This is a genomic window from Methylobacterium sp. TK26 (assembly GCF_055361565.1).
In genome coordinates this window covers 1,640,983-1,654,007 of record NZ_CM143965.1, presented here as the reverse complement: position 1 = coordinate 1,654,007, position 13,025 = coordinate 1,640,983, and the positions used below count along the sequence as shown (strand labels likewise).

At 71.5% G+C, this 13,025-nt stretch carries 12 protein-coding genes; 9 read left to right on the top strand and 3 right to left on the bottom strand.

The window, feature by feature from the left end:
- The first annotated feature begins 18 nt into the window (after positions 1-18).
- The 6 genes from ftsZ to ACXJ1Y_RS07980 all read left to right on the top strand — a co-directional run bounded on the left by ftsZ (position 19) and on the right by ACXJ1Y_RS07980 (position 7,739).
- Positions 19-1,782, top strand: a complete 1,764-nt coding sequence (ftsZ, locus tag ACXJ1Y_RS08005) for a cell division protein FtsZ (protein WP_463849539.1) — start codon at positions 19-21, stop codon at positions 1,780-1,782.
- Between the two features lie 391 nt (positions 1,783-2,173).
- The gene (gene lpxC, locus ACXJ1Y_RS08000) at positions 2,174-3,118 is read left to right on the top strand and encodes a UDP-3-O-acyl-N-acetylglucosamine deacetylase (protein WP_243956773.1); all 945 of its coding nucleotides are present in this window, start codon (positions 2,174-2,176) and stop codon (positions 3,116-3,118) included.
- A gap of 215 nt (positions 3,119-3,333) precedes the next feature.
- Entirely contained in the window at positions 3,334-4,215 is an 882-nt protein-coding gene (locus ACXJ1Y_RS07995; protein ID WP_243956775.1) for an outer membrane protein assembly factor BamD, read from the top strand.
- Positions 4,216-4,346: 131 nt separating this feature from the next.
- The gene (locus tag ACXJ1Y_RS07990; protein WP_463850063.1) at positions 4,347-5,294 is read left to right on the top strand and encodes an ornithine cyclodeaminase family protein; all 948 of its coding nucleotides are present in this window, start codon (positions 4,347-4,349) and stop codon (positions 5,292-5,294) included.
- 13 nt (positions 5,295-5,307) lie between these two features.
- Positions 5,308-6,096 carry a precorrin-6A synthase (deacetylating) gene (gene cobF / locus ACXJ1Y_RS07985; RefSeq protein ID WP_463849538.1) on the top strand — a complete coding sequence of 263 codons (789 nt, stop codon included), beginning with the start codon at positions 5,308-5,310 and terminating at the stop codon, positions 6,094-6,096.
- Complete coding sequence (locus ACXJ1Y_RS07980; RefSeq protein ID WP_463849537.1) at positions 6,096-7,739, top strand: DEAD/DEAH box helicase; 1,644 nt, start codon at positions 6,096-6,098, stop codon at positions 7,737-7,739. Before cobF ends, ACXJ1Y_RS07980 begins: the two co-directional genes overlap by 1 nt.
- A 146-nt stretch (positions 7,740-7,885) precedes the next feature.
- Here ACXJ1Y_RS07980 and ACXJ1Y_RS07975 read toward each other — a convergent pair whose 3' ends face one another.
- The 3 genes from ACXJ1Y_RS07975 to ACXJ1Y_RS07965 form a co-directional block, all read right to left on the bottom strand.
- The gene (locus ACXJ1Y_RS07975; RefSeq protein WP_463849536.1) at positions 7,886-9,046 is read right to left on the bottom strand and encodes a hypothetical protein; all 1,161 of its coding nucleotides are present in this window, start codon (positions 9,044-9,046) and stop codon (positions 7,886-7,888) included.
- Positions 9,047-9,078: 32 nt separating this feature from the next.
- Positions 9,079-9,501 (bottom strand): hypothetical protein, encoded by a 423-nt coding sequence (locus ACXJ1Y_RS07970; RefSeq protein WP_463849535.1) that lies wholly within the window; start codon positions 9,499-9,501, stop codon positions 9,079-9,081.
- 200 nt (positions 9,502-9,701) lie between these two features.
- Positions 9,702-10,949, bottom strand: a complete 1,248-nt coding sequence (locus tag ACXJ1Y_RS07965; protein WP_463849534.1) for a sensor histidine kinase — start codon at positions 10,947-10,949, stop codon at positions 9,702-9,704.
- A 152-nt stretch (positions 10,950-11,101) separates the two neighbouring features.
- On the opposite strand from ACXJ1Y_RS07965, the gene ACXJ1Y_RS07960 reads away from it, so the two are divergent.
- The 3 genes from ACXJ1Y_RS07960 to ACXJ1Y_RS07950 all read left to right on the top strand — a co-directional run bounded on the left by ACXJ1Y_RS07960 (position 11,102) and on the right by ACXJ1Y_RS07950 (position 13,018).
- The gene (locus ACXJ1Y_RS07960) at positions 11,102-11,362 is read left to right on the top strand and encodes a hypothetical protein (RefSeq protein ID WP_463849533.1); all 261 of its coding nucleotides are present in this window, start codon (positions 11,102-11,104) and stop codon (positions 11,360-11,362) included.
- A 127-nt stretch (positions 11,363-11,489) separates the two neighbouring features.
- Positions 11,490-11,981 (top strand): (2Fe-2S)-binding protein, encoded by a 492-nt coding sequence (locus tag ACXJ1Y_RS07955; protein WP_463849532.1) that lies wholly within the window; start codon positions 11,490-11,492, stop codon positions 11,979-11,981.
- Entirely contained in the window at positions 11,978-13,018 is a 1,041-nt protein-coding gene (locus ACXJ1Y_RS07950) for an FAD binding domain-containing protein (protein ID WP_463849531.1), read from the top strand. The genes ACXJ1Y_RS07955 and ACXJ1Y_RS07950 overlap by 4 nt, the downstream gene beginning before the upstream one ends.
- Positions 13,019-13,025: the final 7 nt, after the last annotated feature.

Sequence of the window (13,025 nt, the reverse complement as noted above, 5' to 3'; positions counted from 1 at the left end):
CAGCAGAGGCTCGACACCATGGCCATCTCCCTCCAGGCGCCGGACATCCGGGAACTCAAGCCCCGCATCACCGTGTTCGGCGTCGGCGGCGCCGGCGGCAACGCGGTCAACAACATGATCGAGTCCGGCCTGCTGGGCTGCGAGTTCGTGGTGGCCAACACCGATGCCCAGGCGCTCACCTCCTCGAAGGCCGAGCGGGTCATCCAGATGGGCCTCAACGTCACGCAGGGTCTCGGCGCCGGCTCGCACCCGGAAGTCGGCTCGGCGGCCGCCGACGAGGTGATCGACGAGATCCGTGACCAGCTCTCGGGCGCCCACATGTGCTTCATCACCGCCGGCATGGGCGGCGGCACCGGCACCGGCGCGGCCCCGGTCATCGCCCGCGCCGCCCGCGACATGGGCATCCTCACCGTCGGCGTCGTGACGAAGCCGTTCCAGTTCGAGGGCGTCCGCCGGATGCGCACGGCCGAGGCCGGCATCCAGGAGCTGCAGGCGGCGGTCGACACCCTGATCGTCATCCCGAACCAGAACCTGTTCCGGGTCGCCAACGAGAAGACCACCTTCGCCGACGCCTTCGCGATGGCCGATCAGGTGCTCTACTCGGGCGTGGCCTGCATCACCGACCTGATGGTCAAGGAAGGCCTCATCAACCTCGACTTCGCCGACGTGCGCGCGATCATGCGCGGCATGGGCAAGGCGATGATGGGCACCGGCGAGGCCTCCGGCGAGAAGCGCGCCAACCGCGCCGCCGAAGCCGCCATCGCCAACCCGCTCCTCGACGACGTGTCGATGAAGGGCGCGCGCGGCCTGCTGATCTCGATCACCGGCGGCTCCGACCTCACCCTCTACGAGCTGGACGAGGCCGCCACCCGCATCCGCGAGGAGGTCGATCAGGACGCCAACATCATCCTGGGCGCCACCTTCGACGAGAGCCTCGACGGCATCATCCGCGTGTCCGTGGTCGCCACCGGCATCGAGCCGGCGCTGATCTCGGCGAACTCGCCGAACAACCCGGCCGTCGCCGAGACCGAGCAGCGCATCGCCGAGGTGGCCGAGCGCCTGCGCGCCGAGGCCCGCGCCCGCGCCGCCTCCCCAGTGCCGAGCATCCGCACGGAAAGCGTCGCCGCCCCGGCGCCGGCCCCCGTCCATGCGCCCGTCGCCCCGGTCTCCGTCGCCCCGGCGGCGCCGTCCCTGGAGCAGCGCCTCGACCTGCGCCCGGAGCCGGCCCCGCTCGGCAACCGTGACGACGTGATGCTCGCCCCGGTGCCGCCGCGCGCCGCCGCCCCGTTCGTGCCGGCGCCCGCCGCGCCGCAGGCCGAGCCGGCCCCGCAGCACCATGCCGGCCCGTTCGTGCCGCCGCGCCCGGCCGCGCCGGTCTCGAACCCGGCCGTCGTCCGCGCTCCGCGCATGCCGCAGATCCACGAGCTGCCCCCGATCGCCCAGAACCAGCTGATGGCGAGCCGGGCCGCCGAGGATTCGGCGCCGGAATCCAAGCGGACCTCGCTGCTGCGCCGCCTCGCCACCGTCGGCTTCGGCGGACGCCGTGAGGACGAGGTCGCCCCGGCCCCGCGCGCTGCCGCGATGCCGCCGGCTCCCCCGGCCCCGGCCGCCTACCAGCCGCCGATGCCCCAGGCCCCCCGCGCTCCGGTGCCCCCGGCCCCGCAGTACCGTCCGGCCCAGGGCAACCTGGACGGCCAGGGCCGCGCCATGCCGCAGCAGCCCCGGATGATGGACGACGACCAGCTCGAGATCCCGGCTTTCCTCCGCCGCCAGGCGAACTGATCGCCACTCGAACCGGCGCCATTCAACCTCACGTTGTGTAATCCTCCGGGATTGCATGACGTGGGGTCTCGTCGTATCCACGTAGTGCCTGTGCATATGATGCATTGGCGCCACAGATCGGCCACGGATCCGCCGCGCGTTAACCAATTTTTAAGGCCTTGAACGCGTTGCGCTTTCTTCGGATCGCGATCCGGTCCAGCTTGTAACAAGCGGTAAGAATCCGTGATTTGGCTGGCCTGCGGAGCGCGGCTATAGCTAATCCGGTAAGAACGAATGTGCCGCGGGGATACAACCTGTCAGCGGTATAGGGGCATCAAGCAGCGGACGAATCGAGGCGCACGCCACACCCGAACGGGGATGGCGAAGCGGGATTGCGGCCGAGGGCTCAGGAATGCGAACGAATAATCAGACCACCCTCAAGGCGGCGGCCACGCTCTCCGGCGTCGGCGTCCACTCCGGGAACCCCGCCGCGATTACGATCCGGCCCGCCCCCGCCAACCACGGCATCGCCTTCCTCCGCACCGGTACCCCCCTCGGCAACGACCGCCTCATCAAGGCCCATCACGCCCTCGTTTCCGCCACCGAACTCTGCACCGTCATCGGTGACGTCGAGACCGGGGCCGTCGCCACCATCGAACACCTGATGTCCGCCCTCTTCGGATTGGGCGTCGACAACGCCCTGATCGAGATCGACGGGCCCGAGCTTCCCATCCTCGACGGTTCCGCCAAGCTCTTCGTGGAGGCCATCGACGCCGTCGGCCTCGCCTCCTGCGGCGCCCCCAAGCGCTGGCTGAAGGTCCTGCGCCCGGTACGCATCGAGGTGGACCGCGCCTTCGCCGAGCTGCGCCCGATCGACCGCGGCTTCCGCCTCGACGTCGAGATCGATTTCGACAACCCGGTGATCGGTCGCTCGCGCAAGGCCATGGACCTGTCGCCGGCGACCTATCGTCGTGAGGTCGCCGAGGCCCGTACCTTCGGCATGATGAAGGACGTGGAGCGCTACTGGAAGGCGGGCTTCGCGCTCGGCGCCTCCCTGGAGAACACCGTGGCGGTGGGCGAGAACGGCGTCGTGAACCCCGAGGGGCTTCGCTTCCCCGACGAGTTCGTCCGCCACAAGATCCTCGACGCGGTGGGCGACCTCGCCCTCGCCGGGCTGCCGATCCAGGGGGCGTACCGCTCCTATTGCGGCGGCCATCGCATGAATGTCGGCGTCCTGTCCGCCCTGTTCTCGGACCGCGCCAACTACGCCATCGTCGAGGCCGCCGGCACCCGCCAGGGCACCCTCGTCGACCTCGGCGCGAGCCTCGGGCTCGCCGCCTTCGCCGCCGACGTCTGAGGCGGGCGGGCCGGGCCGCCCACGGGGGCTGTGTCCGGCGCACCACACTGCGCAACCGATGCGGGCCGCCTCACCATCGCCGCTTTCGCGCCCGAATCGAAGGTCACGGTTTAACCGCTCGTAAATGGCGGGGCCGGTTCCTCGGAGCCGGAGACCACCAGCGGGTTGGCATCCCGGCGGCGAGAACCGCTCCGGGTGGGGGAAAGAGCGCGAGAATGCCTGTCACCATTCGTCATCGCGGCCTCACGGCCCTGGCGGCTCCGCTCGTGGCCGTGCTGGGCCTGGGCCTCGGCGGCTGCGACTTCGATCCCACCGGGATCTTCGCCGAAAAGTACAAGCCCGAGGTCGTGGCGGATGTCCCCGCCGACAAGCTCTACAGCGAGGGCTTGGCGAAGATGGAGGACAGCGACTACGAGGGCGCCGTCAAGAAGTTCGACAGCCTCGACAAGACGTACCAGTATTCCGACTGGTCGCGGAAGGCGCTGTTGATGACGGCCTACGCGAATTACGAAGGCCAGAAGTACGACGACGCGATCAACGCCTCGAAGCTGTACCTGCAGCGTCACCCGTCCAGCAAGGACGCGGCCTACGCGCAGTACCTGATCGCGATGTCGAACTATAAGCAGATCCCGGACGTGACCCGCGACCAGGACCGCTCGGAGAAGGCGCTCGTCGCCCTTCAGGAACTCGTCCAGCGCTACCCGACCTCGGAATACGCCACGGACGCCAAGGCCAAGATCCAGATCACCCGCGACCAGCTCGCCGGCAAGGAAATGGATATCGGCCGCTACTACCTGGAGAAGCGCAACTTCCCGGCGGCGATCAACCGCTTCCGCGACGTGGTCTCCAAGTACCAGACCACCCGCCACGCCGAGGAGGCCCTGGAGCGTCTGACCGAGGCCTACTGGGCGCTGGGCATCCCGCAGGAGGCGCAGAACGCCGCCGCCGTGCTGGGCCACAACTTCCCCGATTCGCCCTGGTACAAGGACGCGCACGCCCTGCTGGCCAGCAACGGCCTGGAGCCGCGCGAGGAGAAGTCCTCCTTCCTCTCGAAGGCGTTCCGCTCGATCACCGGGCGCACCGCCTCGGCCGAGTAAGGCACCGCACAGGATCCATCGCGAAGGCCCGGAGCCTCGGCTCCGGGCCTTTTGCGTTCCGGGGGCATCGCGGGACCGGGGCGCTCCGGGCTAGGATGCTGGTACCCGTCATCGAGAGGTCCCATCCGCCCATGCGCTTCATCCCGGAAGAGGAATCGGCCGCCCTCGTCACCCACGAGCTGGCCTTCGCGGCGGCCCGCGAGGCGCTGATCGCGGCGGTGGCGCCGGGCACGACCCTGTTCCCCGCCGTCCTCGGCCACGGGACGGACGAGGCCAACCGCTTCTCCATCAAGTCCGGCACCACGGCGGAGTATGCCGGCCTGAAGGTCGGCTCCTTCTGGCACCGCAACCCCGAGCGCGGCCTGCCCCGGCACAATTCGGTGATCCTGCTGTTCGATCAGGAGGTCGGCCGGATCGACACGGTGATCGAGGCGGGCCACGTCAACGCCTACCGCACGGCGGCGGCGGATGCGGTGGCCGCGAGCGTCCTCGCCCGGCCGGATTCGGAGACCCTCGCCCTGTTCGGCGCGGGCAACCAGGGCCTGTTCGAATGCGCCGCCCTGGCGCGGATCCTGCCGATCCGCCGCGTCCGCGTCGTGGCGCGGGACGCGGGCAAGGTCGCCGCCTTCGCGGAGCGGCTGCGCGGGCAGGTGGAGCGCGAGATCGCCGTCGAGGCCGCCTCTGCCGAGGAGGCCTGCCGCGCCGCCGACGTGATCGTCACCGCCACGCCCGCGCGAGCGCCCCTGTTCGAGGCGGAATGGGTCCGTCCCGGCACGCATTGCGCGGCGATGGGCGCCGATGCCAAGGGCAAGCAGGAGATGCCGCCCGCCCTCCTCGAAGGCGCGAGCCTGTATTGCGACCTGCCGAGCCAATCCCTGGTGATGGGCGAGTTCCAGCACGTGGCCGAGAGCATCCGCGCGGGCCGGACCCGCCTGCGGGCCATCGGCGACGTGCTGGCGAGCGGGGAGGGGGGCCGCGCCTCCCCCGACGCGATCACCGTCTTCGATTCGTCGGGCATCGCCCTGCAGGATCTCACCATGGCGCGGGCGCTCCTCGCCAAGGCCGACGAGGCGGGCTAGTCAGCGCGCCGGCATGAGCGAGACCCCCACCAGAACGATCCGCGTCGTCGGCATCGGCACCGGCGATCCCGGGCACCTGACGTTGCAGGCGGTGCGGGCGCTGTCCGACGTGGCGGCGGTGTTCGTCCTCGACAAGCGCGCCGAAACCGCCGACCTCGTTGAGGTCCGGCGGCGGGTCTGCGCGGCGCATATCGCCCGGCCCTATCGCCTCGTGAGCGTGGAGGACCCGCCCCGCGAGCGGAACCCCGCCGACTATGCCGCCACCGTGGAGGCGTGGCACGCCGCCCGCGCCGAGCGGCTGGAAGACGCCTTCCTGGGGCTCGGGGCAGGGGAGGTCGGCGCCCTCCTCGTCTGGGGTGATCCCGCCCTCTACGACAGCACCCTGCGCATCCTCGAACGGATCGTGGCGCGGGGCCGGATGAGGATCGCCTGCGAGGTGATCCCCGGGATTTCCAGCGTCCAGGTGCTCTGCGCCCGCCACGCCGTGCCCCTGAACGCCATCGGCGGCATGATCGCCATCACCACCGGCCGGCGCCTCGCGGCGGGCTGGCCGGAGGGCGCGGAGAGCGTCGTCGTGATGCTCGACGGCGATCCGGCCTTCGGGCATCTCGACCCGGACCTGACGATCTATTGGGGGGCCTATCTGGGGGGCGGGGATGAGATCCTCGTCGCGGGCCGGCTCGGGGATGTGGGCGATGAGATCCGGCGCCGTCGGGCGGAGGCGCGGGCGCGGCACGGGTGGATCATGGACATCTACCTGCTGGCGCGGCATCCGCAGGGTCCGGCCTTCGGGACCCCGTGATGCTGCGGCTGCGGGACTATCAGCGGGCGAGCCTCGATGCCCTGGACGCCGCCTGGGCGCGGGGAGGGGAGGCGGGCCAACTCGTCGTCCTGCCCACGGGGGCGGGGAAGTCCCTCGTCATCGCCGCCCTGGCGCGGGAGGCGCTGGAGGAGAACCCCCTCACCCGCGTCGCCATCGTCACCCATAGCCGCGAACTCGTCGCGCAGAACCTCGCCGAGTTGCAGCGCCACTGGCCGGAGGCGCCGGCCGGGGTGTTTTCCGCCGGGCTCGGGCGGCGGGAGGCCGGCGCGCAGGTGCTGGTCTGCTCGATCCAGTCCGTCGCGGACAGGCTCGATGCGATCGGCCCCCGCGACCTCGTCGTGGTGGACGAGGCGCACCTGATCCCCCGCGCCTCCGAGACCCGCTATGGCCGCTTCCTCGCGGGGCTTGCCGCCCTCACCCCGGCGATGCGCGTCGTGGGCTTCACCGCGACCCCGTACCGGCTCGATTCCGGGCGCCTCGACGAGGGGCCGGGCCGGCTGTTCTCCGGCATCGCCTACGAGGCCGACACGGGCGATCTGATCCGCCGGGGCTACCTCGCGCCCCTCGTCTCCAAGGCGACCCTGACGCAGCTCGACGTGACCGGCGTCGGCCGGCGAGGGGGCGATTACATCCCCAGCGAGCTGGAAGCCGCCGTCAACCGCGACTGGATCACCAGGGCCGCCGTGTCCGAATTGGCCGAATACGGGAGCGGGCGCCGCTCCTGGCTCGCCTTCTGCGCTGGCCTCGCCCATGCCGCCGCCGTGCGCGACGCCGTGCGGGAGGAGGGCTATTCCTGCGAGACCGTGGACGGCGGCACCCCGAAGCGCGAGCGCGACCGGATCGTGGCGCAGTTCCGGGCCGGCAAGATCCGCTGCCTCGCCTCGGTGGGCGTGCTCGGCACCGGCTTCAACGCGCCGGAGGTCGACCTCGTGGCCCTGCTCCGGCCGACCCGCAGCACCGGCCTCTACGTGCAGCAGGTCGGGCGGGCGCTGCGCCGGGCGCCGGGCAAGGACGATGCGCTGATCCTCGACTATGCCGGGCTGGTGCGGATGCACGGCCCGGTGGACGCGGTCACGATCCGCACGGCCGAGGCGGTGCGCGGCGGGGCAGGGGGCCTGCGCGCCAAACCCTGCCCCGGCTGCGGCGCCCTGATCGCCCTCAACGCCTCCACCTGCGAGACCTGCTGGACCGAGCCGGAGGCCGAGCGCGAGCCCGGCCACGAGGCCAGCGCCGAGGACGAGTTGGCCATCCTCACGGAAGCCGCCCTCGCCCCGGCGCCGGCCTCGGACGGCGCGTGGCATCCGGTGACGGAGTGGAGCCTGGAACCGGCGCCGGGCGGGCTCGACGTGGTCCTGGCCTGGGCGGAGGGCGCTTGGCGGGTCCGCCTCCGGCCGGAGGGACGCGGCTACGAGCGCGAGAAGGCGGTCCTGTGGTGGCGCGGCCTCGGCGGCGGCCGCGACGCGCCCCTCGACGCGGCGGGCTTCCTCGACGGCGCCGACACCCTCGACGCGCCGGCCTCGGTGCGGGTGATCGACAAGGCGCTGTCGCGGGAATTGTCCTGCCGCGCCGCCGACGGGCGCATCCTCACCGACACCCACCGCCTCGCCGACCGCGCCGCCTGACGCCACGGGGCAGGGGGACCGGACCGCCCTCGCCCGGCGGGAGGTTATGGTTAACATTATTAACCATAGCCCTTCCCAGGGGCTGCCCTCAGACCCTCAAGTTCCATAATATATCTTATGCGAAATCCAGATCCGGGTGTCCGAGCCTATGCCAGCCGGGCCCTGAGCCGTGCCCAGAGGTCCCCTCCGGTAAACGGTCTGGGCGGTGGTGGCAGGTGCGGTTCCGCCCCCTGCTCCGGGATCGGCCCCCGGACGAAGCGTCCGCCGGCCGACCAGAACGCATCGCGGTCGCTGCCGATCATGGCGAGGCCCACCGGCTCGCGCTCCGCATGGGTGAGGCGGCCCGAGGCCCAGACGGGCTGCCAGCATTCGCGCCGGGCGAGGTCGGCGTCCCGGCCGGCGAGCCGGGCATAGCCGGCGGCGGCGAGGACGCGCTCGCCGCCGAAATCCGCCGGGATCCAGACCCAGCTGGAGAACACGTAGATGCCGTTCGGGTCGAAGGCGGCCGGGTCGATCATCCGGGTGAAGCCGTTGAAGTCCGCCTCCGGCCGGCGTCCGGCATGGCGCCGCAGGCCGCCGGGCAGGGGCATCGCCTCCGGGAAGGCGCCGGCCCCGAGATCCGTGCGCGCCCTGCCCCGCACCAGTGCCCAGGCCCCGTCCACGAGGTGCATCCACGGCTCCAGATCCACCTCCCAGGCCTGTTCGGTCGGGGCGAAGCGGCGCACCCTCCCCGCGATCAGGCGCTCCCCGATCCGCCGCACCGGCTCCGGCCGCCAACCTGGCCCGGCCTGCGTGACCTTCAGGAGCGTCGAGGGTCCGTGTGCCCAGACGGCCTCGGAGAGGCGCGCGAAATCCGCCTCCGGCTCGTCGTCGCCGACCTTGCGCACGAGGATGAGCGCGCCCTCGGCCAGTTCGTCGAGCATCTTGCGCTTGAGATGGGCGAGGCGGCCATATTCCCGGGCGAGCAGCGCCTCCGGCTCCGCGGAGCCCGGCGCCTGCCCGGTATTGGCCCAGATGTTGTAGGCCCGGCTGTGGCAATAATAGGCGCCGCCCTGGCTCACCGAGAGGTGCAGGTCGCCGGGCGCGCCGAGATCCGCGAAGCCGCAGCGAAGGCCCCGGATCAGGTCCTCCATCGGCGTGTAGGCGAAGCGCAGCAGGCCGGAGGGCTCGACGCCCCCGTAGCGCTGCACGAAGCCGAACTCGCAATTGTCACCCAGGCTGCGGAAGCCGTGGAGCCGCTCCGCGAGGGAAGCGGCCGCCGCATGGTCCATCCCGGTCACTCGTTCCGCGTGTGTCACGGCGTGCATCGGGTGTCCGGGTTGTCTTGTCCAGTGCAGCGCTACCGCACCGAGAGTTTCACATCCGATTCGTAGCCGGTGCCGTCGGCGTTGATGACGAGGATGCGGAAGGCGTCGGCGCCCTCGTAGCCCTCCTCCCCCTCGTAGATCATGCGCTTGCCCGGCACCTTGCGGGTGTTGCACTCGGCGAGCGGCGAGGTGGCGACGAATTGCGGGAAGGATTGCACCGTCTCGATGGTCACACGCCCGTGGCGCGGCGGCGTCAGCAGGCGGATCACCACCGGCCCCTGCGAGGTGCAATCGGGGAAGAGCGAGGCGTAGAAGGCGATGGTCCGCGCCTCTCCCCGGGGGACGATCCGTTCGAGGCTGTAGATGCTGGGCGCGGGGGCGGGGGGCGGCGGGGCGACGGCCGGGTCCGCGCCGAGGGACGTGGCGAGGGCGGCGGCGGCGAGCCGGATCATCATGCGGGGAGCCTCTTCGGTCGGGGAGGGCTTCCCGATACCGTCCGCATCCCGGCGCCGCCAGATTATCCGCCGCCAAGCCCCCCTCCCCGGCCCGAAAAATTCGCCGGGAACGACGTTTCAGCGTGAAACTCGAAGCGTAATGCAATCAGTAGTTTAGAGAATGATCCTCGCGCGGCCTGCGAACGGCGATCCGGGGCGAATCAGCCGAGGCCACGCTCCAGCGGCACGGCGAGGCGGAAGGTCGTCCCCCGACCCGTCGGGGGGAGGGTCAGCGTGCCGCCGAGCTGCCGGGCGAGGCTGCCGACGACGCGCATCCCGAGGCTCTTCGACGCCCGGCCGATCTCGAACCCGTCCGGCAGGCCGATGCCGTCGTCGGCCACCTCGACGGTGAGCGTCCCGGCCTCGCGCTCGGTGCGCACGCGGATCTCGCCGCCCATGGGGAAGCGGTCGATGGGGTAGGCGTATTTCAGGGCGTTGGTGACGAGCTCGTTCACCCAGAGGCCGATGGGGATGGCGAGGTCGGCCGAGAGCTTCTGCGGCGCGGTCGCGCAGGTCAGGCGGTGGGCCGGGGCGCCGCTCGCGAGGTTCAGGATCAGCTTGTCGAGGAAGGTGGCGAGGTCGATCTCGCCCGGCACCGCCTCCCCTGCCCCGTCCCTGTCCTCGACATCGCCCTGGCGCCACAGCTGGTCGTGGACGGTGGCGATGGCCTCGACGCGGCTGCGGGCGTCGTGCAGGGCGGCGGACACGGCGGGCTCGCCCTCGGCGGAGCGCGCCTGGAGGGTCAGCAGGCTCGCGACGATGGCGAGGCTGTTCTTCACCCGGTGGCTCATCTCGCGGGCGAGGAGGTCCTGCCGGGCGAGGGCGGCGCGGAGCAGTTCCTCCGTGCGGTGGCGCTCGATGGCGCTGCCAAGGAGGTTGGCGAAGCCCTGCATGAAGGCGATGTCCGCCTCCTCGAACATGCCGTCGCGGCTGTCGTCCACTTCGAGCACGCCGAAGGCGCCGTCGCGGTTCTCGATCAGCACGTTGATCGCCCGGCGGATGCCGTGGTCGGCCATGAGCTGGGGCGTGCGGAAGCGCGTCTCGTCGGCGAGGTGGTTCGAGATGACCGGCCGCCCGGTCTTCAGGGCGAAGCCGGCGGGCGAGGCGAGGTCGGCGCCGATCGTGGCATGGCCGATCACGTCGGGCTTCCAGCCGACGCCCGCCCGCACGAGGAGCGTGTCCTCCCGGCGGAGGTATTCCAGCGCCTTGCAATACTCGGCGCCCATGCCCTGCGCGCACAATTCGGTGGCCCGCTGCAACAGGAGGTCGAAATCCTTGCCGCGCAGGGCTTCCACGCCGAACTCGGACAGGATCACCTGCTGGCGCAGGCGGGCCTCGACCTCGGCCGGGTTCGCGGGCGCGGCCTCCGGCGTGGCTTCGATGCGCGGCTCTTGGGGGCGGGCGGACATGGCGGCGTGACGGTACCAGGAGGGCGGGGCGGGAGCGATATCGCGGAATGGTGGCGAACTCACGCTCCGCGCGGCGTTTCGTCCTGCCCGGGACCCCTGGCGCCGGAGCGGCGTTCAGCCGGTTCGATCAACGACCTAGGATCCAGACGCCGATGGCCGATGTAAAGGGCTTGTCCGACCACGCACTCTCGATCCTGGCCTTCGCGGCCTACCACCGGCTGGTGAGCGGCGAGCGCGTGACCTCCGTCATCCGCAAGGACGGTGCCGGCCACGAGGCGGACCCAAAGGGCGTCGAGGAACTGACCGAGCGCGGCCTCGCCACGGCGGGCGAGACGGAGATCGAACTCGGCACCGAGGCGCAGGAGGCTGTCGAGACGCTGGTCACGGCGCTGCGCGGGGCGGTCGGGCGCTGAGCGCCTGGGGCCATGCCCCCACCCCCTCCGGTGATCTAACGCACATTTCTCGGGCCAGCGGGCTCGCCGGCTCGGCCGGTCTGTCTACCTGTAACAGTTCCAGCCTGCAGGCCAGCGGATCCGCACCATGACGATACCCATCAGGCTTACCCTGAACGGGAAGCCGCATGCCATCGACCTCGACGATCCCCGCATCACCCTCCTCGACCTGCTGCGCGAGCGCCTCGGCCTGACCGGCGCGAAGAAGGGCTGCGACCGGGGCCAGTGCGGCGCCTGCACCGTCCTCGTGGACGGGAAGCGGATCAATTCCTGCCTGCAACTCGCCGTGAGCCTCGACGGCGCCGAGGTGCTGACCATCGAGGGCCTGTCCGAGGGCGACGCCCTCCATCCGGTCCAGGCCGCCTTCATCGCCCATGACGGGTTCCAGTGCGGCTTCTGCACGCCGGGCCAGATCATGAGCGCCGTCGGCCTCATCCGCGAGGGCAAGGCCGGGACCGACCCCGAGCGCATCCGCGAGGGCATGAGCGGCAACATCTGCCGCTGCGGCGCCTATGCCGGCATCCTGGAGGCCGTGAAGGACGCCAGCGGCCGCATGGAGCAACGGGAGGACGCCGCGTGATTCTGTTCGATTACACCCGCGCCTCGACCGTCGCCGACGCCCTCGCCGCCGGCCGCCAGCCCGGCGCCGCCTTCCTCGCCGCCGGCACCAACCTCGTCGACCTCATGAAGGGCGGCGTCACCAACCCCGAACGGGTCATCGACATCACCCGCCTCCCCGGCCTGTCGGGGATCGAGGCCCAGGCGGATGGCTCCCTGCGCATCGGAGCGCTCGTCCGCAACAGCGACGTCGCCGACGACCCGCATGTGGCCAAGACCTTCCCGATGGTGGCCGAGGCCCTTCTGGCCGGCGCCTCGGCGCAGCTGCGCAACGCCGCCACCGTGGGCGGCAACCTGATGCAGCGGACCCGCTGCCAGTACTTCACCGACGCCATCTCCCCCTGCAACAAGCGCCAGCCGGGTTCGGGCTGCGCGGCCTTGGGCCACGCGACCCGCATCCACGCCGTCCAGGGCTGGAGCGATCAGTGCATCGCCACGAACCCGTCCGACTTCTGCGTCCCGTTGGCGGCCCTCGACGCCTCCGTCGAGATCGAGGGGCAGGGGGGCACGCGCAGCGTCAGGCTCACCGACTTCCACCTCCTGCCGGGCGACCACCCGGAGCGGGAGACGGTGCTGGAGCCGGGCGAGTTGATCACCGCCCTCACCCTCCCCGCCGAGGCGGCGCGGTTCGCGGGCAATGCCCGCTATCTCAAGGTCCGCGACCGCACCTCCTACGCCTTCGCGGTGGTGTCGGCCGCCGCCGCGATGATCCTCGACGGCGGCAAGATCGGGCAGGCCCGTCTCGCCTTCGGGGGACTCGCCCTGAAGCCCTGGCGGGTCACGGAGGCGGAAGGCGCCCTCGCCGGCAAGGCGCCCTCCCCCGAGGCTTACGCCGAGGCCGCGCGGATCGCGCTGGACGGCGCCAAGCCGACCGGCGAGGCCAACGCCTTCAAGATCGAACTCGCCCGCCGGGTGGCGGTGCGGGCCCTCACCCTGGCGGCCGCCGGAACGCCCGCGCGTCTCCCGGCCCTACCCGCCTCCCCCTTCGGCATCGTCTGAGGATCGC

Coding starts and splice junctions, on each gene's coding strand:
- ftsZ (WP_463849539.1), top strand. CDS start 19: ATGGCCATCTCCCTCCAGGCGCCGGACATCCGGGAACTCAAGCCCCGC.
- lpxC (WP_243956773.1), top strand. CDS start 2,174: ATGCGAACGAATAATCAGACCACCCTCAAGGCGGCGGCCACGCTCTCC.
- ACXJ1Y_RS07995 (WP_243956775.1), top strand. CDS start 3,334: ATGCCTGTCACCATTCGTCATCGCGGCCTCACGGCCCTGGCGGCTCCG.
- ACXJ1Y_RS07990 (WP_463850063.1), top strand. CDS start 4,347: ATGCGCTTCATCCCGGAAGAGGAATCGGCCGCCCTCGTCACCCACGAG.
- cobF (WP_463849538.1), top strand. CDS start 5,308: ATGAGCGAGACCCCCACCAGAACGATCCGCGTCGTCGGCATCGGCACC.
- ACXJ1Y_RS07980 (WP_463849537.1), top strand. CDS start 6,096: ATGCTGCGGCTGCGGGACTATCAGCGGGCGAGCCTCGATGCCCTGGAC.
- ACXJ1Y_RS07975 (WP_463849536.1), bottom strand. CDS start 9,046: ATGCACGCCGTGACACACGCGGAACGAGTGACCGGGATGGACCATGCG.
- ACXJ1Y_RS07970 (WP_463849535.1), bottom strand. CDS start 9,501: ATGATGATCCGGCTCGCCGCCGCCGCCCTCGCCACGTCCCTCGGCGCG.
- ACXJ1Y_RS07965 (WP_463849534.1), bottom strand. CDS start 10,949: ATGTCCGCCCGCCCCCAAGAGCCGCGCATCGAAGCCACGCCGGAGGCC.
- ACXJ1Y_RS07960 (WP_463849533.1), top strand. CDS start 11,102: ATGGCCGATGTAAAGGGCTTGTCCGACCACGCACTCTCGATCCTGGCC.
- ACXJ1Y_RS07955 (WP_463849532.1), top strand. CDS start 11,490: ATGACGATACCCATCAGGCTTACCCTGAACGGGAAGCCGCATGCCATC.